This is a genomic window from Enterococcus sp. C53, from assembly GCF_040887425.1.
In the GTDB taxonomy this organism is placed as follows: domain Bacteria; phylum Bacillota; class Bacilli; order Lactobacillales; family Enterococcaceae; genus Enterococcus_B; species Enterococcus_B hirae.
The window spans coordinates 224,348-248,221 of the sequence record NZ_JBFOFT010000001.1 but is presented as its reverse complement, the minus strand read 5'-3'; the positions used below and the strand labels follow the sequence as shown (position 1 = coordinate 248,221).

Annotated in this window: 18 protein-coding genes, 1 riboswitch and 2 other annotated features; of the genes, 4 read left to right on the top strand and 14 right to left on the bottom strand. The window is 36.7% G+C overall.

Going from position 1 to position 23,874, the window contains the following annotated elements; genetic code table 11:
• Window positions 1-236: 236 nt before the first annotated feature.
• Together AB3I42_RS01160 and AB3I42_RS01155 are read right to left on the bottom strand one after the other, a co-directional pair.
• Entirely contained in the window at window positions 237-779 is a 543-nt protein-coding gene (locus tag AB3I42_RS01160) for a YitT family protein (RefSeq protein WP_014834230.1), read from the bottom strand.
• Window positions 780-1,099: 320 nt separating this feature from the next.
• A complete protein-coding gene (locus tag AB3I42_RS01155) occupies window positions 1,100-1,987 on the bottom strand; it encodes a hypothetical protein (RefSeq protein ID WP_010738325.1) in 888 nt (295 codons plus the stop codon).
• A gap of 348 nt (window positions 1,988-2,335) precedes the next feature.
• Here AB3I42_RS01155 and AB3I42_RS01150 point away from each other — a divergent pair, with 348 nt between their 5' ends.
• Together AB3I42_RS01150 and AB3I42_RS01145 are read left to right on the top strand one after the other, a co-directional pair.
• The gene (locus AB3I42_RS01150) at window positions 2,336-3,673 is read left to right on the top strand and encodes an amino acid permease (protein ID WP_010719900.1); all 1,338 of its coding nucleotides are present in this window, start codon (window positions 2,336-2,338) and stop codon (window positions 3,671-3,673) included.
• Window positions 3,674-3,804: 131 nt separating this feature from the next.
• Window positions 3,805-4,248 (top strand): DUF305 domain-containing protein, encoded by a 444-nt coding sequence (locus AB3I42_RS01145; RefSeq protein WP_010738326.1) that lies wholly within the window; start codon window positions 3,805-3,807, stop codon window positions 4,246-4,248.
• A 69-nt stretch (window positions 4,249-4,317) separates the two neighbouring features.
• Here the strand turns inward: AB3I42_RS01145 and nhaC are convergent, their stop codons facing one another.
• The 7 genes from nhaC to mgtA all read right to left on the bottom strand — a co-directional run bounded on the left by nhaC (window position 4,318) and on the right by mgtA (window position 14,186).
• Window positions 4,318-5,730, bottom strand: a complete 1,413-nt coding sequence (nhaC, locus tag AB3I42_RS01140; protein WP_081123005.1) for a Na+/H+ antiporter NhaC — start codon at window positions 5,728-5,730, stop codon at window positions 4,318-4,320.
• Window positions 5,731-6,102: 372 nt separating this feature from the next.
• Window positions 6,103-7,338, bottom strand: a complete 1,236-nt coding sequence (locus AB3I42_RS01135) for a M20 family metallopeptidase (RefSeq protein WP_181914609.1) — start codon at window positions 7,336-7,338, stop codon at window positions 6,103-6,105.
• Between the two features lie 74 nt (window positions 7,339-7,412).
• Complete coding sequence (locus AB3I42_RS01130) at window positions 7,413-8,249, bottom strand: MetQ/NlpA family ABC transporter substrate-binding protein (protein WP_368022200.1); 837 nt, start codon at window positions 8,247-8,249, stop codon at window positions 7,413-7,415.
• 13 nt (window positions 8,250-8,262) lie between these two features.
• Complete coding sequence (locus AB3I42_RS01125) at window positions 8,263-8,943, bottom strand: methionine ABC transporter permease (RefSeq protein WP_010719905.1); 681 nt, start codon at window positions 8,941-8,943, stop codon at window positions 8,263-8,265.
• Between the two features lies 1 nt (window position 8,944).
• Window positions 8,945-10,018, bottom strand: a complete 1,074-nt coding sequence (locus AB3I42_RS01120) for a methionine ABC transporter ATP-binding protein (protein WP_131773237.1) — start codon at window positions 10,016-10,018, stop codon at window positions 8,945-8,947.
• A gap of 62 nt (window positions 10,019-10,080) precedes the next feature.
• Window positions 10,081-10,318 (bottom strand) — a binding site (T-box leader).
• Window positions 10,319-10,357: 39 nt separating this feature from the next.
• Window positions 10,358-10,593 (bottom strand) — a binding site (T-box leader).
• Window positions 10,594-10,669: 76 nt separating this feature from the next.
• Window positions 10,670-11,341, bottom strand: a complete 672-nt coding sequence (locus AB3I42_RS01115) for an HAD family phosphatase (protein WP_010738331.1) — start codon at window positions 11,339-11,341, stop codon at window positions 10,670-10,672.
• Window positions 11,342-11,537: 196 nt separating this feature from the next.
• A complete protein-coding gene (mgtA, locus tag AB3I42_RS01110; protein WP_181914611.1) occupies window positions 11,538-14,186 on the bottom strand; it encodes a magnesium-translocating P-type ATPase in 2,649 nt (882 codons plus the stop codon).
• A 347-nt stretch (window positions 14,187-14,533) separates the two neighbouring features.
• Window positions 14,534-14,708, bottom strand: a riboswitch (M-box (ykoK) riboswitch).
• A gap of 219 nt (window positions 14,709-14,927) precedes the next feature.
• On the opposite strand from mgtA, the gene ndk reads away from it, so the two are divergent.
• Entirely contained in the window at window positions 14,928-15,371 is a 444-nt protein-coding gene (gene ndk / locus AB3I42_RS01105; protein ID WP_010719910.1) for a nucleoside-diphosphate kinase, read from the top strand.
• Window positions 15,372-15,484: 113 nt separating this feature from the next.
• Here ndk and AB3I42_RS01100 read toward each other — a convergent pair whose 3' ends face one another.
• Window positions 15,485-16,396 (bottom strand): helix-turn-helix domain-containing protein, encoded by a 912-nt coding sequence (locus AB3I42_RS01100; protein WP_010738334.1) that lies wholly within the window; start codon window positions 16,394-16,396, stop codon window positions 15,485-15,487.
• 502 nt (window positions 16,397-16,898) lie between these two features.
• Window positions 16,899-18,974: an LTA synthase family protein gene (locus AB3I42_RS01095; RefSeq protein WP_081122999.1), complete on the bottom strand. Its 2,076-nt coding sequence runs from the start codon at window positions 18,972-18,974 to the stop codon at window positions 16,899-16,901.
• A gap of 107 nt (window positions 18,975-19,081) precedes the next feature.
• Between AB3I42_RS01095 and AB3I42_RS01090 the strand changes: the two genes are divergently transcribed.
• Window positions 19,082-19,306 carry a hypothetical protein gene (locus AB3I42_RS01090; RefSeq protein WP_088762171.1) on the top strand — a complete coding sequence of 75 codons (225 nt, stop codon included), beginning with the start codon at window positions 19,082-19,084 and terminating at the stop codon, window positions 19,304-19,306.
• A 63-nt stretch (window positions 19,307-19,369) separates the two neighbouring features.
• On the opposite strand, the gene AB3I42_RS01085 is transcribed toward AB3I42_RS01090, so the two are convergent.
• From AB3I42_RS01085 to AB3I42_RS01075, 3 genes are all read right to left on the bottom strand, one after another.
• A complete protein-coding gene (locus AB3I42_RS01085) occupies window positions 19,370-19,990 on the bottom strand; it encodes a hypothetical protein (RefSeq protein WP_010738336.1) in 621 nt (206 codons plus the stop codon).
• Between the two features lie 405 nt (window positions 19,991-20,395).
• Window positions 20,396-21,946, bottom strand: a complete 1,551-nt coding sequence (locus tag AB3I42_RS01080; RefSeq protein ID WP_010738337.1) for a bifunctional UDP-sugar hydrolase/5'-nucleotidase — start codon at window positions 21,944-21,946, stop codon at window positions 20,396-20,398.
• A gap of 637 nt (window positions 21,947-22,583) precedes the next feature.
• Window positions 22,584-23,864, bottom strand: coding sequence for an extracellular solute-binding protein (locus AB3I42_RS01075; protein ID WP_131773239.1), 1,281 nt, complete (start codon window positions 23,862-23,864; stop codon window positions 22,584-22,586).
• Window positions 23,865-23,874 lie beyond the last annotated feature (10 nt).

Genomic DNA, 23,874 nt, shown 5'->3' with positions numbered 1-23,874 from the left:
TTATCTAGCTGTCTGATGGATTTCCAGAGAAAATTCGCACAAAAATAATGCTGTTTTTTGTTTTTTTATTTTGTTATCGTTCAACTTTTTGAACAAAAATAAACTTTCTCTTTATTTTTTTCATTAAACTGAATCATTAGTAAACAAAACAAAAAAGAGTCTGGATATCAATCCGACTCTTTCTATGTAACACATATAAATATGATGTTCGATTTGCACAGAATTGCTTCACACGTTTAAACTCTATTCAATTGCTTTAGTGTTAATCCAAAGATTGGTCCAATCGCTAGTACACATAGAAGTGTTCCGATACCAATAGGGGCACCTAATAATACGCCCACAATGACCATTAGTGCATCTAAACCGATCCGAATAAAAGTTAAACTAAATCCCGTAAATTTAAAAAGCAATTGAGTCAGTGCTTCTAATGCAGCAGATCCTTTGTTTGAAGAAACATATAATCCCGCTCCAACCCCAAATAAAATAGGGGCTAAAAGAACTGCCATGATCGAATAGCCAGTCATGTTAACTGAAAGTTTATTTAGCCATGGTTCAATCTGTCCAATCAGTAATCCCAATCCAAAACCATTGATTAAACTACCGATCCCTAATTCTTTTCGATTGAAGATAGCAACGATTCCTAACACTACTGCATTAAACAACAAACTAGCTACCCAAAAGGGAATATCAATCAACGTCAACATACCTAATAAAAAAACACTGATCGTATCTGCGCCTTTATGTGCAGTGATCAATAATGTGATCGCTAATGCAATCATACTTGTCCCTAAAATCACTTGTATTATTTTTTTCGTTCTAATCTATTCATTTTTCCTCCATCAAACCAAAAGATCCGCTTGTTGAACGATCAGATATTAAACAAATGACGATACATTTATCATATCTGATACGCCAACTAAACCTATGGAGCCTATTTTACTATTAAATAGGAAGAAATAACTATCAACTATTACGGCTACCACTGAAATAATTAACGTAAAAGGAAGCGATTTATCTGGTATAATGAGAAAAGGTTTACATCGTTAAAAGAACGACTGTTTTTCTAAAAAATTTTTCCAGCTTTTTCACCCATACATTCTTAATCTTCTTTATGATACTCATATTTTTCAAAGTCTACTTTATCTAGCCATAAAAACCTTTGAGCCCAATTATTGACATCAAAAAAGTTTAAAATGTTCGGATCAACTGGCTGAAAAGGTGAATGCAGAAATTCCGGCAATTCATCCAAATTTCGTTCCTGCAGTAAAAAGATATTTTGAGGATTATAAAAATAGTAGCTTTTAATTGCTTCATTGTCAGTCACTAACTTTTTCTCAAAAAAACTAGATTCAAAAGTTCGTAAAGTGACCCCTTTTTGACCTGCTCTCATGAGTTCTAAAATTCCTTGTGATTGTGCGGTCAATGCTAAATAATCTGCGTAAGAAAGATAATTCGCCTGCTCATTTCCTCGTGAAGGTAAAATATAATAATTGGTTGTAAGTCCACGCTGTTCAAATTCCTTGCGATAACTCTCTGCTAGCTCCTTACGACCATTATCAGTGGCACCAAAAAACAAATCAGAAGTGACTTCCACCTGAGGAATCTTCATCTTTTTAGAATAAAATGAACTATTGTGGCGTAATCCAAGTTTTTGCGCCTCTATCCGGTCAAAATGGTATATTTCATCGACGGCCGATTCGTTTTGTGCTTGTTGAAGCATTCGAAAGTGTTCCTCTTCTTTCAAATGATTCCAAAAGTATAAAACGATTTTAGCTGTTGTATAAGGGCGGATCTTCGCAGCTATTTCCGTTTCGAATCCATAATCTAAAAAAACGATCAATTCATATTCTTTCAATTTGGGATGGAAAAAATTAAAATACACTGGATCTAATAAATCTTTTCCCGAAATGACATCTAATGAATCAATCGAGGGTAAAAAATACAACGCTTTATCTTTTGCAACCAATAAGATAGGCAATTTTGACATTCTGGTTTCCTCACTTTCCTATGACCATTATGGTTCATTTGATTAATTCAATAGTAACATGAAAATTAGTGATTTTTTGCTATCATAATTTCTTCCCTTAGGAAAAGACAAACAAAACGCTCTCTTATTAGGGTTTGCTCCTACTATCAAGTTTTACGCTTACATAGGAAATTTATGACAAACATATGATGTTTTCATTAAAGTAGAAATTTTTATTTACAGAATTATTGAAATTGTCAGATAATTTGCTATGATATAAAAAGTTATTTTTCTACTTAATATAGTTATCAATCATTTGACTATGATTGTTTCGTCGTCAATAGTTTAGTCTTAGAAAAGGGGTTGCTTATGGAGAAAACTGAAACAAACAAACTAAAAAAACAACTAAGTTCCAGACACATCACGATGCTAGCACTGGGGGGTGCTATTGGTGCGGGACTATTTAAAGGAAGTGGCGAAGCTATTGGGATTGCCGGTCCTGGTGTCTTGATTGCTTTTTTGATTGGTGGGGCTGTTTTATTCATCGTAATGAATGGTCTTGGTAAATTAGTTTTAGATGACGGGGATACCCAGCATGGATTATCGGGGCTTGTTCGACCTTTTTTAGGTGCCCATTCTGCTGACTTTATCGACTGGGTTTACTATTCATTATGGACGATCAATATTATTGCCGAAGCTGTAGCGGCAGCATCCTTCTTACAATTATGGTTTCCAACGATTCCACCTTGGACCTTTGTCTTAATTCTAGCCGTGTTGACAACGTTGATTAATTTATATTCTGTGCGGTTATTTGCTGAAACTGAGTATTGGTTGGCATTTGCTAAAATCAGCGTAATCATATTGTTGATTATCTTCGGGATATACCTGGTAGGTCATCAAATGTTTGACATTGGGGTCTTTCCTACACTAAACAGTATTACGGATCATGGTGGCTTTGCCCCTCATGGTATGAAAGGAATCGTCAACTCGCTACTCGTAGTTATATATTCTTATGGTGGTTCAGAATTGATTGCGATCACAGTAAGTGAAGCCGACAATCCCAAAAAAGCGATTCCTAAGGCAATTCGTGGAGTAATGGGACGAATCATTTCATTTTATATCATTCCATTGTTCTTGTTGTTAATCATTTTTCCTTGGGATACCTTGGCAAACTCATCTGCTAGCCCATTTGTGATGGTATTTGAAAAAATGCATATTCCATTTGCCGCTGATCTTGTAAACTTTGTGATCATCTTAGCGCTCTTTTCTTCCATCAACTCAGGTGTATATGCTTCTTCACGTTTGCTGTATTTCCGTTTAAAAGACAAAAAAGGTGCAGCAAAAAAACTATCTGTTTTGAATAAACACCATGTTCCACAACGTTCCGTATTATTTTGCGCAAGTGTTTTATATTTAGGCGTTGTTCTTTCTTACTTTGTTGGTGACAAACTATTTGGCTATTTGGCTGGTTCTCTTTCCTACACTGTCTTAGTCATCTGGCTTATGATCAGTATTGCAGCCTTTATCCTTGCTTTAAAGAAAGGTTCTCTTTTTGAAAAAGGGGTAAACTTATTAGCAATCGTAGTTTTAGGATTGATCTTTGTGGGAATCTTCTTCACTAATTCAATTGGTGTGACATTATTGACTGCCCTTCTTTACTTGGTGATTTTCTTTAGCTACCGCAAGAAAAATGATATCTTTGCTTAAAAGCCCTATAAATAGCTTGAGTTCCTTAAGCCAAAAACAAGCAACTAAGTTGTACCAAACAATTTAGTTGCTTGTTTTTTTGTAAGCTGAGAAGATAAAAGTTGGGAAAAAAATAAAAGGAGTGTTTTTAAATGACAAAGTATTGGAAATTTTTATTAATGATTGGGGTATCGACCGTCATCATGTTTGGTATGATGTATTTGAACGTCTACTCGATCGATCATCTTTTCTTTAGTCGTACACGGGTGTTCATGGCATTGATGATGGGCGCTGTAATGGCGATCATCATGCTCTTATTTATGTGGAAAATGTATGAGAATAAAACATTGAACAAAATCATTTTAGGGGTAAGTGTCTTAGTATTTGCCGGTTCTTTGTTTATGGTCCGTAGTCAAACAACAGTCAGTGATGTCGCTTGGATGAAAGCCATGATCCCTCATCATTCGATTGCTATTTTAACCAGTAAACGTGCCAATTTGAAAGATCCTGAAGTCAAGAAATTAGCAAACGACATCATCGAAGCGCAAGAAAAAGAAATCGAACAAATGAAGAAGTTGATTGAAGAACAAAAATAAGTATATCGTAAAAAAACGCCCGAAACATTGCTGTTTTGAGCGTTTTTTTGATTCAAATATTCCGAGAGTTTATTCGTTTGTATCGATACCAAGCGTTCCATTCGGCTTTTCGTCTATTTTTTCGATCCCTAATCCAGTAAAGGCGCTAACCATTGAAAAAACTGGTGAGAGTAAACTGAAAAAGACAAATGGTAAGTATGTGAGGGTTGGAATCCCAAAGGTACTAGCTACAAAGCTGCCCGCAATTCCCCAAGGTACAAGGTAATTGATCACTGTGCCACCATCTTCTAACGTTCTACCTAAAACAGTTGGGTCAAACCCAGCTTTCTGGTAAGTCTCTTTGAACGCATTCCCAGGTAAGATAACTGATAAAAATTGTTCTCCAATAAAGAGATTGACACCAATACTTGTCATCAATGTGGTGAAAATCAATTTTGGTGTATTGGTCATTTTCTTAGAAACGACATCCATAACAGTTGAAATCAAACCGAATTCAATGAGTAATCCACCAAGTGATAATGTTAAAATGATCAAAGAAACAGTTGGCATCATACTTTCGATCCCACCACGACTAAGTAATGAATCAATTTGTTGATTGCCAGTAGTTGCAACGAATCCAGATTCAATCACTGTCGCTAAACTACTAAGAGAAGTTTGCGGATTCTGAATAAAGATCATCCCCACCGCCACAGCTATATTTAACAGAATAGTCAAGATAGCTGGTACTTTTTTCCAAGCACATAATAACATTAAGAACAAGGGAATCAACGACCAAAAAGAAATTGTAAAGTTTGCTTCCAGGATATCAGTGACTTCTCGGATAGCCGTTAGACTAGTTTCTCTATTTGTGTGTCCAAGAACCATGAACAAAAAGAAGGAAACGACAAAAGCTGGAACCGTAGACCACATCATATGTTTGATGTGCTTGAATAAATCGGCATCAACGATTGCTGCGGCTAGATTGGTTGACTCTGACAAAGGAGACATTTTATCTCCAAAAACAGCACCTGAAACAATTGATCCCACGACTAACGCTGGATTAATTCCTAATGTCATACCAATACCGAAAAATGCGATCCCAATCGTTGACATGACAGTAAAAGCACTCCCTACTGCACTACCGACGATAGCACAAACAACAAATACAGAAGGAACAAACCACTTGACACTTATCAATTTAAAACCAATAACCATAAGTGTCGGGATAATTCCTGCTTGGATCCACACCGCAATCAGTGCGCCGACTAATATAAAGATAAAAATCGGAATGATTCCCGGTTTGATTCCATTGATAATTCCCTCATGTAACCACTCTGTTGGGTATCTTTTCACTACAGCGTAAAGCATGATCATTCCAATTGCTGCTAAGATCGTAATGTTTGGTGATAATTTTAATCCGACAACCCCAATTGCTATACTTGCCACAATCACCAATAAGACAAATACAGCTTCTTTAAAACTCGGTTTTCCTTTTTTCTTCATAATCATTCTCCTTTTTTAGTTAATCGAAGTACTAAAAAAGAATAGATATCGAATGACTCCGCCACAATTCATGGGCATTTCCCCCTCTAATCAAACAAAAAGAACTATTTTCAACTAAGGACGAATGACTCCGCGGTACCACCTTAATTAAAAACAGTTCTGTTTTTCACTTTGATTTAACTATTTAGTTTTTATTCCTTTTCATGTAATTCGACATTTCGGCTTGATCGGTTCGCAGCTACCACCGACTTTCTGAACAAAACACCTGAAACGCTACTATGTGAAAAGTTGACTTTCATGAAGTTTACCTTCTGCGAGATTTTTTGTCAATACAAAATGACTATTTTTTTCAAATCATAAATCATTATTTATTTAAAAAGTCGAACCAGTTAACTGACTTTTTTCTAAAAGTTGTTGGTGTTCTTCCTGAATCTTTGTCAATAAAGCTGGTTGTTCGAATAAATCTAAAGCGGTAGCCGCTAATAGTTCTGCTGCAATGGCGATCGATGCCAACCCTTTTTCACTTTTTGCGGCTGCTTTAAACTCTTCTGAATGTCCAGCGATATACTCATCTGAAATCGAAATAGTTGGTTGAATCGTCGGAATCACTTGACTGACATTCCCTACATCAGAGGACCCTAAGCTGGTCTTTTCTGTTACATCGATTTCCGTTTCTGGAACTCCAGCTGCTTTTGCATGTGTAAAAAACAACTCATCGAAAGAAGGTGTCGGAATCATATGATCTACCGCATTTTGAAACAAACCAAATTCATAGCTTGTGCCCGTACTCAACGCAGCCCCTTTCACGATTTGTTCCACTTTTTTAAAGACTATATCTAATGTTTGGCGATTGCCAGCCCGTAAATAAAAACGTCCTGCAGCATATTCAGGGATGACGTTAGCAGCAACTCCGCCGTTAGTGATGATCCCATGGATATTGACATCTTTAGGTAATTGTAAGCGTAGTGCGTTGATACCATTAAAAACTTGGATCAGTGCTTCTAATGCGTTAACTCCCTTTTCGGGTGCAGCAGCAGCGTGAGAAGCAACTCCATAAAATTTGATATCAACTGGATCATTAGCTAGCGATTCGGTTGTTTTTCCGTAACGGTAAGCTGGATGAGCACATAAAGCAGCCGCCACATCGTCAAATAATCCCTCACGAACAAAGCTCCCTTTCGCTGAACCATTCTCTCCTCCTTCTTCCCCTGGTGTTCCATACACTCGGATCTCACCACCAATTTCGTCAATTTGTTTCTTAATGATACTCGCGGCTAATACGGAATACGTTCCAAAAAGATTATGTCCACACGCATGTCCAATTCCAGGAAGTGCATCAAATTCAGCTAAAAATGCAATCGTCGGACCTGGTTTATCTGAGCGATAGCTAGCAGCAAATCCTGTATGGTGTCCAGCGACCTCCTTTTCAACTGTAAAGCCTTCTTTTTCTAACTGGCGAATCAATGCAGCAGATGAATAAAATTCGTAATTGCTCACTTCTGGATGTTGATGGATATCCAAGGCAAGTGCTTGATATTCTGGTAATCTTTCTTGGATCGCTTCTTTCAATAAACTGGATCGATTCGTTGAAATAGTTGATGTAGTCATAAAAAAAATCCTCCTTGTATGCTGGCTTCCGATAAAAATTTCTAGTTCATTTGAGCTGTACTTTCTGATGATGCTCATTTACGACCAAAGGTTTTCCATGCTGGAACACTCGAACCTTTTGACGTTTCTTCAATGACTTTAGCAGTTGCTTCAGTTTGATAAGTATCAACGATTTTTTGATACGTACGGTTTGTTTCATCTTCTTTTCGGGCAACAATGATGTTGACATAAGGGCGGGCACGATCATCCACTGGTTCTAAGAAAATTGCATCTTTCGTTGGTGTGAACCCTGCATCGACTGCTACCCCACTATTGATGACCGAAAGACTCACATTGTTTAGCGCACGTGCTGTTTGCGAAGCATCCAATTCTGTGAGATTAAGTTTTTTATCGTTTTCTGTCACATCAGAAATCGTCGGAGTCTGTCCCTTCGATGGATCAACTTTGATCAGCCCCGCTGATTGAAGAAGAAGTAAAGCGCGTCCCCCATTGGTTACATCATTAGGGATGGCTACTTTTGCACCTTCTTTTACTTCCTCAATCTTTTTGATCGTATTGGAATAGATTCCTAATGGGGCATTTACGGTGTTTCCGATTGAAACTAGATTTGTGCCATGTTCTTCATTATAGTTATCTAAAAAGAACTGGTGTTGAAAGGCATTCAAATCAATTGAGCCATCAGCTAAGGCCGCATTTGGTTGATTATAATCGGTAAACTTTACATATTCTAATTCAATATTCTCCTTTTTTAGACGTGCTTTTACATCGTCCCAAACATCTGTATCTTCACCAATCACCCCTAATTTGACAGTTGTTTCTTTTGTTTTTGTATCTGCCTTTCCTTGACTACAGCCTGCCAACCAAAATAATGCGACGAATGTCACTACAGCAAATCGAATCACTTTTTTCATTTTTTCTCCTCCATTAATGTGATATTTTTTTAATTAGAAAATTACTGATAAATTGACTTAAAAACACCAATGCCAAAATCAATAATGTCGCAACAACCGTTACGTCTGTTTGAAATCGATTATAGCCCCGAGAAATAGCTAAATTTCCTAAACCACCAGCTCCTACAGCACCTGCCATTGCGGTTAAGCCAATAACATTGATGATCGTTAAAGCTGAGACACGAATGATACTAGGTAGTCCTTCCAGTAAATAAACACGAAAAATGATACCCAATGGACTCGTTCCCATTGCTTGTGCAGCTTCGATAACACCGGGATCAACTTCAAGCAAGGCATTTTCGATTTGTCGAGCAAAAAAAGGAACGATGCCGACAATCAAAGGAACTAGTGCTGCCGTTGCTCCAATTGTTGTTCCGACAATAAAACGAGTCGTCAATGCAAGTAAAGAGAGTAAAATGATAAATGGAATGGATCGTACGATATTGATCACCTTATCAAAAAGTTCAAAACATAAGCGGTTTTCAATTAATCCTTTAGGGCGGGTAACGACTAAAACCACCCCTAATATAATGCCCAAGATTCCCCCAATCAAAGCAGACCAGAAAGTCATATATAGTGTTTGCTTTGTCGCTTCAATGAATTCATCTGGGATCAAATAAACATTTGGCAGATAGCTTTTGAGCCATTCGTTCATCTTAAACGCCTCCTTCAACGAGTTTGATTCTTTCTTGTGTTTCATGTTTTTGTAAGAGATTGACTTTGATACCTAATTGGATCAAATAATCTAGAGCTTTTTGTTTTTGAATGCTATCTCCCGCTAAAGTTACCACCAAGCTACCTATCGGTGTTTCTTGCAGCCATTCGATATTGCCATAAAGAATGTTTGCTGTTACTTGGTATTTGCTATACAACTGGGCAATCAATGGTTCATTCGTTTGGCTCCCCACATAACTCAGTTCAACTAGCCATTTATCCGTAAGCTCTTCTGCAAAGCCTTGCTGTCCAGTAATCTTTTCCAATGCTTGATCTAAGTGAGTCGCTGTACGTATAAAATCTTTCGTTAGTTCTTCTTTTGGATGACTAAAAATTTGAACACTACTTCCACTTTCGATGATTCGTCCAGCTTCCATCACCGCCACTTTATTACAAATTTCTTTCACTACTTGCATTTCGTGGGTGATCAAGACGATCGTTAATCCTAATTGGCGATTTAATTTTTTGAGCAACGCTAGAATTTGATGAGTCGTTTTTGGGTCAAGGGCACTCGTCGCTTCATCACAAAGCAATATTTTGGGATCATTTGCTAAAGCTCTCGCAATCGCTACTCGTTGTTTCTGTCCTCCAGATAATTGGTTGGGATAGGCAGAAGCTTTTTCCTTTAACCCTACTAAATCCAGTAAGTCACTTACTTTCTGACGACGTTCCTGTTTTGATTTCCCAGTATACTTTAAGGAGAAATCAACGTTGTCAAAAATTGTGCAACTTTCCATTAAGTTGAAATGTTGAAAAATCATACCAATCGTTTTCCGTTCTTTTCTCAATTCTTTTGGTGTGAGATCACCTAAATTCGTCTGTTGGATGATTACTTCCCCCTTCGTTGGTTTCTGTAAAAAATTCATCACACGAACTAATGTGCTTTTTCCTGCCCCAGAATAGCCCACAATGCCATAGATATCTCCTTGGGACACCGATAAATTCACTTCATTGACAGCTGGGATGTCTTTACCTTTTTGCTCAAAATGGACACTGATGTTTTTTAACTCAATCATTCGTTCTCCTCCTTGTTGTATAATAAAAAAGGCATCCTCAAGAAAATGAACTCAATCATTTCCTTGAGGACGCCTTTTTGCGTGTTACCACCTCATATTCAAGCCACATTCACATGTCGCTCCTCTTCAAGTACAAACATACTCTAGCGAGATACCGGTCGCAGCCGTTACCGCCTCACAAAATGCTTGGGGTAAAATGCTCAGTAGCCATTTTCCAATCGTTCCTCTTTGCTTCTTCTCAGCTCCCGAAGCTCTCTGTTAAAAGATTTCCAACTGTACTTACTACATCATTGCAAAAAAATATATAAAAAAAATCCTCTTACCAACAAAAAATGTTAGTAAAAGGACGACGAATCGTGGTACCACCTTTATTCGGAAGTTTCCTTCCCTCTAGCCAACGTCTCATTCCTGAGAGATTGGGGTTCAGTTTAACGGTTGAACGACGACCGAATTTATCTACTTATCGACAAATTATTCTCCAAGGCCATTTTCAACTTTGCGGATTTGACTCTTTTCACCAAACAGAGCCTCTCTAGGAAATCGTTCAAGTTTACTCTCCCTATCAACGAATATACTTATTTAGTTGTTGCGAATAATTTACCGTACTCATAATTAAAAGTCAAGGAAGAAGTTTACAAAAAAATGATTGAATTATTTTGTTGTTTTTTTATCTAACATTTCAATAACAGTTCGTAAGTCGTTTCCTTCAGCAAGTAAATTTAATTTTTCTTTTTCTTCTGCTGTATAATTTCGTTCAAAACTAGTATCTGGAATTAAAACAACGCCCATCCCAGCTCGGGAAGCAGAAGTAGCTCCAACTAAAGAATCTTCCACTGCAAATGCTTCTGAAGCAACTAATTTTGTTCTTTCTAAAGCGGTCAAGTAAGGAACAGGTGAAGGCTTGTTTTCACTTACTTCATCACCGAATGTCATCGTATCAAAATAATTAGCCAAATCAAATTGGGCTAAGATATCAGTCGCTCTTTTAGTAACTGTCGTTGTCGCTAATCCAAGTCGTAAGTCACGTTTTTTTAATTCAGTTAAAACTTCTTTTGCATAGGGTTTTAATTGTATCCCACCGTTATGAAGCTGTTGATAAAAATATTCTTCACGCTTAGCACGAACTTCTTGAACTTTTTCAGGGCTTCCAGCTGCTTTCACTAAGATGTCAAAACTTTGCTTCCAGTTTTTACCTCCCCAAGCATCTACTACTTCTTTGGGAATCGCTAAATCATACTGTTGGAATCCCCATAACCAACCATCACGATAGGTTTTCTCCGTGTCAACTAATAGTCCATCTAAATCAAATATTGCGCCTTTCATTTTTCACTATTCCTTTCAGAAAACAATATCCATAGTTTAGCATGTTTCATTGTTATTTGCACAGAACGAATCATATTTTCCTTTCATAATAAAATGAAAGGTATAGAAAAAAATGAGTCCGAGGCACTTTTGAAGTGCCCCGAACTCATGATTAGAGGTGAGAACGGACGGGTAAACGGTGTTCATTCATCGACCATTACAATAGTTCACCAAATTTTTTAATATAGAATTTTTTGACCATTGTCACTAATGTCAAGTAAGCTAAAATCGTTACGACTAACCAAGTCCAGTAAGTTCCTGGTAACGGCATCAAACCTAGTTCTGCACCAAAGCCTGTAAATGGCAGAATCGAACCTACAACGATTCCTAATGTCGTAATCGTAAACATCGCAAATGTCGCATTGCTTTGAATAAATGGAATCTTTGGTGTCCGTAGTGCGTGTAGGACTAATGTTTGTGACCATAATGATTCAACGAACCAACCTGCATGGAACAACGCAATAAATACGATCTTTTGTTGTGCATCTAATGTATGGAAATCTCCACCTACAACTGCTGGACAAATGATAAAGTACATCAATAAGTAGGTAGTGATATCAAAAATCGAACTCGTAGGTCCAAAATATACCATAAATTTCCCAATGCTTGATGCTTCCCATTTTTTAGGCTCATGTAGATATTCTTTATCCATTTTATCCCATGGAAGTGAGATACAAGACACATCGTAAATCAAATTCAAAAAGAGAATTTGCAGTGGCAACATTGGTAAGAATGGTAAGAATGTGCTAGCAACTAAGACAGAGAACATATTCCCAAAGTTTGAACTTGCAGTTGCCTTGATGTATTTCATGATGTTCCCAAATGTTTCTCGACCAGATAAAAGACCTCTTTCTAAAATCGTTAAATCTTTTTCTAGTAAGATCACATCGGCTGATTCTTTTGCGATATCTACTGCTGTATCAACCGAAATACCGATATCCGCTACTTTCATTGCCGGTGCATCATTGATACCATCACCTAAAAAGCCCACGGTATGGCCATTTTGACGTAAAGCAGTCGTTAAACGAGCCTTTTGTTGAGGATTCAATTTAACAAATACTTCATGATTTTCAGCAACTTGTGCTAATTCGCGATCATCCATTTCTGAAATCTTTTCGCCAGTGATCAATTCATTAATTTCCAGACCCACTTGACGACAAACCGAACGAGTGACTAATTCATTATCACCAGTTAAGACTTTGACTGCGACACCATGATCTTTCAATGCTTTTAGTGCTTGTTTCGTCGTTTCTTTTGGAGGATCAAGGAAAGCAAGGTATCCAATCAATACCATATCTGACTCATCTTTCACTGAAAATTCGCCAACTACGCTTGGGTTTGTTTTTTGGGCCACCCCGATTACACGTAGACCATCTTCATTTAAATCTCTCACTTTTGCAAGAACTGATTCTCTTTTTTCATTGGTTAATGGACTAACGATCCCATCAATGTCGATGTAATTAGAGATACTCAACATCTCTTCGATCGCACCTTTGGTAATCATTTGTGTTTTACCTGCGGTGTCCTCTACAACGACACTCATCCGACGACGTTCAAAGTCAAATGGAATTTCATCCACTTTGCGATAATTGATTTTATCGGTTGCTAACGTTTGTTTGGCTTCATCAATAATTGCTACATCCAACAGATTTTTTAATCCTGTTTGATAGTAACTATTTAAATACGCATGGCGTAAAACACGATCATCTTCTTTACCAGAACAATCCATGTGGTATTCTAAAATGATTTTATCTTGAGTCAATGTCCCAGTTTTATCCGTACATAACACGTCGATCGCACCAAAGTTTTGGATCGCATTCAAATTTTTGATGACTGTTCCTTTTTTCGCCATCACACTAGCGCCTTTAACTAAGTTCGTAGTAACAATCATTGGTAACATTTCAGGTGTAAGACCGACTGCTACAGATAAACCGAATAGAAAAGCTTCCAGCCAATCCCCTTTAGTCAACCCATTGATAACGATAACTGTTGGTGCCATTAAAGCCATGAATTTGATCAATAACATGGATGTTTTATGAATACCAATTTCAAAGCTTGATTTGATCGGTTTTTCAGAGAGCGTTTGAGCCACATTTCCAAATAATGTTTCATTACCAACAGATACAATAATACCTTCAGCACTCCCGCTGATAACGTTACTTCCCATAAAAGCCAAATTTTCATAACTAGTTTCACTCAAAGTCTCATCATCGTAAACAATCGCTTGCTTTTCGACAGGGTAACTTTCACCAGTTAAGGCAGCTTGTGAAATAAATAAATCTTTGGCTGACAACAGACGCATATCTGCAGGAATCATATCACCTGCTGATAATCGAACAAGGTCTCCACAAACGATTTCTTCCATTGGAATCTCAGTATAATCACCGTTACGTTTAACTGCTGCGGTTACTTTTACCAATGATTTTAATTTTTCTGCGGCTTGGTTAGAGCGAACAGATTGAACCAACGTCATCGTTCCACTGACGATGACCATCGTAAAGATGATAATTACTCCAAATAAATCTTTATCCCCAGGAGCGGCTAACACGTATTCTGTGATAAATGAAATCACTCCGAGTGCAATCAATACCAAGGTGAATGGTGTAATATAAGCTTTTAAAGCTTCTACAATAAAGGGTGTTTTCTTCCCATAAGAGATTGAATTTTCACCATATTTTTCTCTTGATTCTTCAATTTGTTCGTCTTTCATTCCTTGATCAGTCGAATGAAAGAAGTTCAATAATTCTTGTTTTGTCTTTCCTGCAAATGCAGCATACATTTTTTGTGTATCTCTCTTTTTTTCCATCTCATTTTTCTCCTTAGACCCAGTAAATATAAGCAATACTTATTTAAGCTGGGTTATTTTTAGTTAGTTGAGTAATGGAGAAAATGCTGTATTTAAAGGGGCTGAAAACAGATAGATAATAGCCTCAGCCAGCAATTTCTCTCGCATTATTTTCTTCGCAGGACTGTCATCCATTTGTTCTCATCTCCTTTAACTTGATAGAATTGTTCTTGTTTCTCTTTCGTTTTAAAAGCATCAACTTCCCAACGAAACCACCTCCATTTTTTGTTTGTTAGGATTGTTTCAACACAAAAAGACCTTTCATCAAAAATTCAGCGAAAGGTCGAAAAAGCACATAAAAAAAAGCTTCTTTGATCTCATCGTTGAGTTTTGACACTGTACAACGTAAAAAGCAATTCCTTGCTTTTAGCTACCTTATGAAAAGCCTTGTCTCGACAATTCCTGTTCTACCCATTGGCGTCTCTCGACGTTTTTGGGCAGTAGCCTGTGTTTGTATAGGAGCCTCACCTAACAAATCCTATTTAGTTTTCCTTCGTAAATATAACAACTTATGCACCGATTGTCAAACTTATTTTTTGCTTTTTCCAAACATTTATGGTAAATAAATTGTTTTTGATTGATGGGGTTAGAAAATTCTTATTGTACTTAATAGCTCGTATGTTGATCAGCTTTTTCACTTTGATTGTGGGTTTACTCAGACACCAGTATAATAAAGGTATAACAAAAAAAGGGGTGTATCAGATGGAACGTACATTGGTCATTATCAAACCGGATGGTGTCAGACGTCATTTAATTGGGCGGATCATCCAACGATTTGAAGAAAAAGGATTAGCAATTACTGAAATGAAGTTTGCAACAATGACAAAAGAACTCGCACAAGAGCATTATCATCACTTAAGCGGTCGGAGCTTTTTCGATGAATTAATTGATTATATGACCTCGGGACCAGTAGTCTATCTTGTTTTAGCTGGAGAGGATGTCATCGATATCGTCCGTAAGATGGTCGGTGCAACTAAAGCTGTAGATGCTGTTCCTGGAACGATTCGTGGAGATTATGCCTTACCTGGAACTGAAAATATCATTCATGCATCTGATTCAAGAGATGCTGCAACCAATGAAATCAATCGTTTTTTCCCATTATTCGATACAAAAAAGCAAAAATCTGAGATCGTTCATCCTGAATGACCAAACAGATTTGCTCTTACTGATAGTTGAGTGAAAGAGCAGAAAAGTACCTGACAGTTCGTTTAGTCAATGATTATTGCAAGGTCTTTTCTACTCTTATTCACTTGCCTTACTTATTCTTGTTCTATTTTTGCAATCTGTTCAAACAACATCATTTTTTTCTCTTCTTCTTTTATCACTTCCAAAAGTTTCTCTTCAAGACGTTTGCGCTCTTTCTTGCCTAGGGTATATTCGATGACCGTAAAAAAAGTATTCAACTCTTTTGAAAGTGGTTCACCTAAGGCTTGTGCAATCAGCTTTCTGTAGTATTCTGTCATCAAACTTTCATAAATGATTGTTGATTTTTCTTTGTGTGCCAAACTGCGAGACATATCGAGGTTGATACTACGCGCTTTTTTGAAACGTTTTTTATCGATATAATAAAGTGTGAGATTCATTAAAAATGTAAATAAATAGTCTTCATTCAAAGAATCGGTCATTTGTCGCATTCTTTTTTTGATTTTCAAGTAATGATTGTCTAGAAATGAATCACTGAAAATATAGGGATACTTGGAAAGAATGTCTAACTCAAAATGACCATATTCCCTGATTTTCATAAAGTATTCTTCAATCGTACGACACTCATATCCTAGAAATTCTAATTGCAACTCCATTTTTCCATTCGTCTGCCAAAACATCTGTAGATTTAACATTAAATAGTATAAATCAGCTGTTTTTTTATATTGCTTTCGGTTGTTGGCAATTTCCTTATAAGGATCAAAGTTCTCTTCTTGGATTTTATTTAAAAGATGCCGACTTTTCTTCGTTTTTTTGGGTTCTTCAAGCTGATTACGTAACCATTCATATTCGGCCAAAGAAATATTTAAGCGTTCCAAGAAGGCTTTTAGTGTACAAAAAGAGATCTTCTTTACGGTATGATTTTCGATTCCTACTAGAGATGTTTTAGAACAGATTCCCTTTGCTAACTGTGTTTGTGTCAACTTTCGATTCACTCGAAGTTGCTTGATTAATTCTCCATCATACATAATTGATCGTTACCAAAACCAATAACTGAGTGAGTGCCATGTACGAAACAGTTGATCTTTCATCCTTCTTGTAACACTTCTACAACACGTATCACATGACCGTTTGTATGATAAGAAATGTTTAGCCAAAGTGTTGAAAAATAAATTAGCTGCTTGGATCTGTGCTTCTATATGTACATGTTCGTTCATTGCCAGTTGTTGTTTTGATTAAACGTTTCCCCTCCTTGTTGTTTCTGATTTTTATTCTTCGGTCAACCTATAGCTGACAAGTTTATCCTATTTTCCTTTTCTATTTTTATTTGATTCAACTGAATTCAGCCATCATTTTTTACACCTATCCAAATTTCCTCGGATTTTTCACTTCCAAAAGAATCGCTGTAAAAAATTTGTTTCCTTCACTAATTACATACGCTAAAATAAAAAAGTTTACGAATTATATAAAAAAAACTTCCAAAAAAGTGAAAACAAATCGACTTTTTTGGAAGTTTTATTAACTATTCATTTAATTATTCTCATCTGTTTCTGCAGGGTAAAGGTTAGTCGTTGTTTTATTTCCATTTTTAGAATAAACACTCGTGGACTTGCTTCCTTTTTGTTTTTCAATGGTTTCATTTTTCTCTGCATCATTTTTATAATCATACTTTTTGGGATCAATCGTTTTAAAGTTATCTGGTACATAGAAACGTAATAGATTCTCTTGATTCAACTTATCAGATAAACTTAAAGCCGTTTTGACTTGATTCTGATCTTTTTCCACTTCTTTTTGGATACCAGCTTTTTTAGGATCAATGATTTCCCCTGTTTGGTTATTATAAGTTTTTCCATCTAAAACGGTATATTTAGGTGTCGCAAAATTACCATTTCTAAAGGCAACCAACTGATCATGCTGTGGTGAAAGCAAATCTGTACCAAAATGGATATAGTCTTTATCATTGATTCCTACTAAGTGTAACAGGGTAGGTAACACATCAATTTCGCCACCATATTCATGATTGATCTCACCTTTTTTATAACCTGGAATGTGGAACATCAATGGCACTCGCTGCATTTGAGCATTATCAAAATCATCCCAAGTAGCAGGGTCTTTTCCTAAGGCTTTCGCCAAGTCTTTATTATCCGTATTGGATATTCCAAAATGATCTCCGTAGATGACAAACATCGAATTTTGATAGATACCGGATTTTTTCAAATACGTAAAGAATTGTTCCAACGATTGATCTAAATAATGAGCTGTCCGGACGTAATCATCTACTCTGCTATTGCCAGTCTTCAATGATGGGAAATTAAAATGTTTATCGTCTGTATAGTATGGCGTATGATTGGTTACCGAAAGAAACTTAGTATAGAACGGTTGTTGTAAATGTTCCAAATATTTAGCTGATTCTCTGAATAAGTCCTTATCTAAAATACCATATCCCAACGTTTCATCTGAACTATTGAAATAAGAACGATCAAAGAAGTTGTCATAGCCTAAATTTTTATACACATGATCTCGGTTCCAGAAGCTCCCGACATTCCCATGGAAAACCGCGCTCGTATAGCCTTGCTGTTGCGCCAAGATTGCTGGAGCAGCTTGGAACGTGTTATCTGAACCTAGCTCGGTGAACAAAGAACCTTGTGGTAAACCAAAAGTTCCCGTCTCTAACATATTTTCTGCATCACTTGTTTTTCCTTGCCCAACTTCATGGAAGAAATTGTCAAAGCTGATCGTTGATTGATTCTTATAGATACTATTTAAGAATGGCGTTACTTCTTGACCATCTACCTTCATATTGATTAGAAATTGTTGGAAGCTTTCTAAATGCAGGACAATGATGTTTTTCCCTTTAGCCACGCCAAATGTTGCTGGATTAGGAGCAGCATAATGATTTTCGGTGTATTTTCTCACTTCTTCTACACCATTACTACTTGCATGCGCACGAACACTACTTGTCATCCCTGTTTTGATAGCATCGTAAATAGTATAGGCATCGATTCCCAAATATTTGACGATGTAAGAACGGTCAAACGTCCGTTGCAACAATTGGGGACGATTTGCTTCACTAAGCGCTAAATTTCCTGAAAAAATCAACGCTGACAGACAAGTAACTGCGATCGCCACTGGTTTAGAGACTGCAGGACTTTTTACTGGTATTTTTTTAACAAACATCCAGATGATGAGTCCTACAAATACTAATATATCCAACCAATACAAAATGTCATGAGGTCTCATTAATGCAAAGGAACTTCCTGATAAACCTTGTGAAACTTTAGAAAAGCCTAGAATAGACTTTACGGTCACGAAATCTGTAAATTCTCGATAAAAAATAATATTCAAATAAAGCAAAAGTGTATTTAAAATATCAATGATTAAAAGAACAATCAATGCGGGTTTCAATTTTTTTATATATAATGCTAAACCAAAAAACAACAATGTCGTTGCAATTGGATTAATCCACAGAATAAAGTATTGGATGCTGCCTTCAACGCCCAATGAAAAATCAACGTAATAGGCAAAGATCGTTTTCAGCCAAAAGAAAAAACTAGCTGTCAAAACAATCAGCAAACGATTTTGGCACAATTTTTTCAAATGTGTCACAAGTATCACTTCTCTCTTTTATTTTTTTTTATTCTGCTCCTAAAAAATGAAAATTTCCTAAAAAAAGGGTTATTTTAAGATTTTTTTTAGAAATGAAGGGAGCAATTATGGATATCTATGCCAAAAAAAGAACCCCTCAGACTAAATATGTCCATCTTGAGGAGTTTTTGTTAGCTGTTTTTGTTTTGGTCAACCTGAACTACAATAGTTCTAGTTATCGAATGAAGCAAGAACAATCAGTCAAAGATTCAGCAAAAAACAGTAACTTAGTAAAAACAAATGAACTTCCATCATTTCAAACGAATGACTATCATGCACCTTTCAGTACTTGAGCTGGAAAAGACGTGTTGCCCCATCTATTTCACAGTTTGCGTACTCTTACTAAAATACTCGTGTTACTTTGCCTTCTGTTGCTGACTTGCTTTGCTGTTTTTTGTGCTATTTTTAGTTGTACGACTCGATTGCGTCTTGGACTTACTTTGGGTCGTACTTTGAATTGTTTCCGAACGTTCAGAAGAACTTTCCTGAGTCGTATCAGAATTTTCTTTGACTTCTTTATTCATTTTTATCCAATCTTTCAGACGGGTACTAACAACCTCACGATTCACCTTATCTGAATAGCTGGTTATTACTTTTCCGTTCTTTAATCGAGCTAGTTTTTCTCCGTCATTGGTTAAAAGTAAGACGGTCAAATGTTTATCGTTGAATTGATATTGTCTTAACGATATAGCACTTAAGACATCATCAATATTGATAAACTGATTACTTTCCTTGTCTTTTGGCAAATAAAGCTCTAATTCTCCCTTATCATAGTTGGCTACTATCTTGTAATCCTTCCACCAATAAGTAGAAAATTCTTTTTTAAATTTATCTACTGATTCTTTACTTGCAATGATTTTTTCTGTTTCTAGTTGAGCGATATCTGCTGTCATTTTTCCTGAAACTGCGGCTGATAAAAAAAGCAGTAAGAAAAAACCAACTAACCAAAAGAGAAGAAAAGGACGTTTTTTTCTCATACCTTTCTCCACTCCCATTCAAATTTGCCTATTCCATTATATACAAAAAATGAAGAGTAAAGACAAAAAAGTAAAAAAAGATATTAAATAACGAAAATTTTTTTATAAATAACCCATACTGATGGATCGTTTTATAAAAAAGGTTGTAACTAAATTTATAGTAAAGCAAATTTAGAACGTTTCTAAGAACATACTTTCACCAAAAAAACGTTATAAGTACATTGAAAATAACCTGAAACTTACAACACTTGAGACTGTTAATCATTTACAACAATTACCTTTTGGATTAGTTTTGATAAACAATTTTGTTAATTGCATGCTTCGATTTATTTACCTTCGTTTTGGCTTGCTCTTTTCTTGAATAGACTTGAATAGACAGATTTCACTAATTTCTGTCCCCCTTGTTTACTTGATTACCCGAAAGTTATGATTTACTTCAGCATGAATTCGTTGATGTTTTCTTAAATAATCAGCAATCAGTTCAGTCATATCGATTTGGATTTCACGAATGATTTTATCGGCAGAGAACATGTGATAATTCCCACCACCGACCGCTCTGTACTGATTCATGACTACTTCCAGCTCTTCCTCAGGATGGATCGGTTTGCCTGCTCTGGCTAATTTAGTGATCCTTTGCCCTACTGGTTGACGTAAATCGATCTCATAATCAATGCCCTCATACATGTCATAATTATAATACTGTGGTTTAGGTTCAATGAACGTAGGATTAAATACGATCTCGCCTGATTCTATTGCCAAGAAGTTTGCTGTTTGTTCTAAGGCATCTCTTAGATCCTGCCCTGTAATTTTAAGAACTGCTAAAGTATTAGGATAAATATAATTGGTAATAATTTCTCTCATTGTAATAGTTTCATTGAATCCTTGACCTTCATTGTTGAACAGAGCCGTTCCAGAAATCGGTACTCCGCTGGCAGCCATTTGCACCCGATTAATAAACTCAATATAAGGATGTTCCACGATTCGTGCTTGCATCGGATCAGTGATTTTCATGTTTCCTTGTACCTCTCCCACTGGTTGATCAAGCCATGTTTGCAATTCATTTTCTGTTTTTTGAACAAGTGAAAGAATGTCTTCATCTGCCTCGTCAGTTACTAAGGAAATCAGTTCTGCTTTTCCGTCCGAAACACGATAACCATTAACCGTTCGTTCCAAGGATAATTCGATTTTACCTAAAAATTCGCCACGATAGCCCGGTTGGATAATCGGCACACCATTTACCTTCGTAGCAATCACTCGATGTTGGTGCCCAGTAATCAACGCATCCATCCCAGCTACTTCTTGGAGTAGTTGGAAGCCTTCATTTTCGCCAGTCAATGCTTCGGTGGGTTCGCCAGTCTCTAAATCTTTCTCGAATCCACCATGATAAGCTACAACCACTACATCTGCTAATTCTCTAAGTTTAGGTACATACTGTTTCGCTGCTTCAACTGCAGATACAAATTGTAGGTCTTTAATTGTTTCAGGTTGTTCCCAATGGGGGATATATTGCGTGGTCAACCCTAAAATCGCCACTTTGATCCCTTGTTTTTCAATCATCACATAGGGCTGTCCAAAATAAGGATCGCCTTTGCTCGTTAAAATATTAGCAGATAAGACAGGATGATGATAACTAGCGATAGCTTGTTCTAAGTAAGATAAGCCATAATTAAATTCATGATTTCCTAATATACTAGCATCCACATCCATTTCATTTAAGACATTCGTTAATTCTGAGACGTGGTGATCTTGTTGTTTTGCTAAGTAGTAACTAAAAGGTGACCCCTGAATGAAGTCACCGTTATCAATGACATAAAGAGGGTCTGGGCTAGTTTCTCTGATTTGTTTGATCCTACTGGCAATTTTAGCATAGCCATAAGGTTGTTCTTGATCCGTCGCATAGTTCGTTGGATAGATATACCCATGGACGTCACTAGTTGCTAACAATGTTATTTTCATACTTGTCTCCCATTTCATGAGACTGAACCAAAACTTGCCTCAGTCTCTTTTAGTCTCTCTAAAAACGAATAAACGGCGTTCAAACATCAGCTCCTTGAAATAAGCCTGAATTTTTCAAAACATGAGAAGCTGTTTCAAAAAATTCTTTCTTATTGTCATCAGAGCTACCCGATGTTTTCACGACCTCTGATTTACGGTGTTCAAAGAGCTGACCTTGGGCGATAAGTCAAAAAATCTCAAAACATGGAAAGCTGTTTCGAGATTTTCTTCCTTAATGCTCCTGCGATTACTCGTCGCAGTTTTTACTTGGTGAGCGCTCAGGTCAAGACACTCTTTTCACGACCGCTTACTAAACGGCGTTCAAGAAGCAATTCCTCAACAATAAGCGATGATTTTCTAAAATATGAGGAACTATTTTAAAAAATCCTCTCTTATCCGCTCGGAGCTAAACGCTTCTCTCACAGCCTCTTGTTCACAGCGAGACAAAAGCAGCATCTTCGAAAAATAAGCCGAAATTGACCCAAAATTTGAGAAGAAAATTTCGGAAACTCCTTCTTATTTCTTGATGTTAAACACTTTTGTCTCAACCGCCTAAAGCAAACAAGCTAACGTTCTGAACGTTCTTTCGTTCGATTGTTTATTGATTCCAAGCATCTTCCAATTGAGGAACGGAATCTTTTATCAGTTTCTTCGTATCTTGATTCGTATTCGATAAAATGTTTTCCATGATCGAACGTACCTCATTATAAGCAGGATCTGCGTTTTCAATCACAGGGATCGAGAATAGATCAGAAGTGGCTTCTTCTAAATATTGTGGTACTTTTGTCTCTTTAGAATCCTTGTATTCATCACTTTCAAGAACCGATTCAACGATTGGCATATAACCAGTCATATTTGCCCAATACAGTTGGTTTTCCGGTTGCGCTAAAAATTTCATATATTCAAAAGCAGCTGTGCGTTTTTCAGCACTGGCACTACTGAACATATAGATATCCGTTCCTTGTTGCAAATTGATTTTTTCAGGACGTGGCGCAACGCCATACTCAAATTTTCCTTCAGTATCTTTTTTCACATAACCTTCTCCAGCAATCGAGCCAACAAACATTGCCACTTGTTCATTTGCAAAAGGACCTGACAAGTACTTATCCGATCCAGCAATTCGGAAATAACCATCTTTGACACCCTCAGCATAGTAATCGATCACTTTTTGTGATTCTTTCCCATCTAAAGCTAAGTCTTTGTCAAAATCAACACCTTGATTCTTCATACCGATCGCATAGTAGTTATTCAATGAATCAAACCCAGCACCCACCACTTGCCCATCTGATTTTTCATAGATCGTTTTTGAAGCTTCTTTTAATTCTGCTAGTGTCGTCGGCACTTCAACGTTATATTGTTTTAATAGATCTGCATTGTAGAAAAGCATTTCCGTTGATTTGTTAAAAGGGATACCATATTGTTTGTCATCAATTTTAGCACCTTCTAATAATGAATCACGGATTTCTTCCTGATCCTTCCAGCCAATCGTATCATTTTCGATATATGGGTCTAAATCAACCAACATCTCATCTTGAGCGGCATTCCATAGCCATCCTGGATAAGCTTGAGTGATTGTCGGCAGATCCTTAGGTGAAGGTAATGTCGAATTGATTTTTGCTTGAAGATCCGAATATTGCGATTGATTTTGTAACTCTACCTTGATATTAGGATTTTCTTTCATGAAGTCATCTGTAAATTTAGTTAATGCTTCTTCTTGCGCACCATTCATCGCATGCCAGAAGTTGATCGTTGTCTTTTCATTGATTTCTGTTACGATATCCTCACTTGAACTATCTACCTTTTCATTCTTTCCACAAGCACTTAACGCAAATACTGCTGCTGCAGCCACAAACACAGAAGCCCATTTTTTCATTTTCATCTTCTTTTTA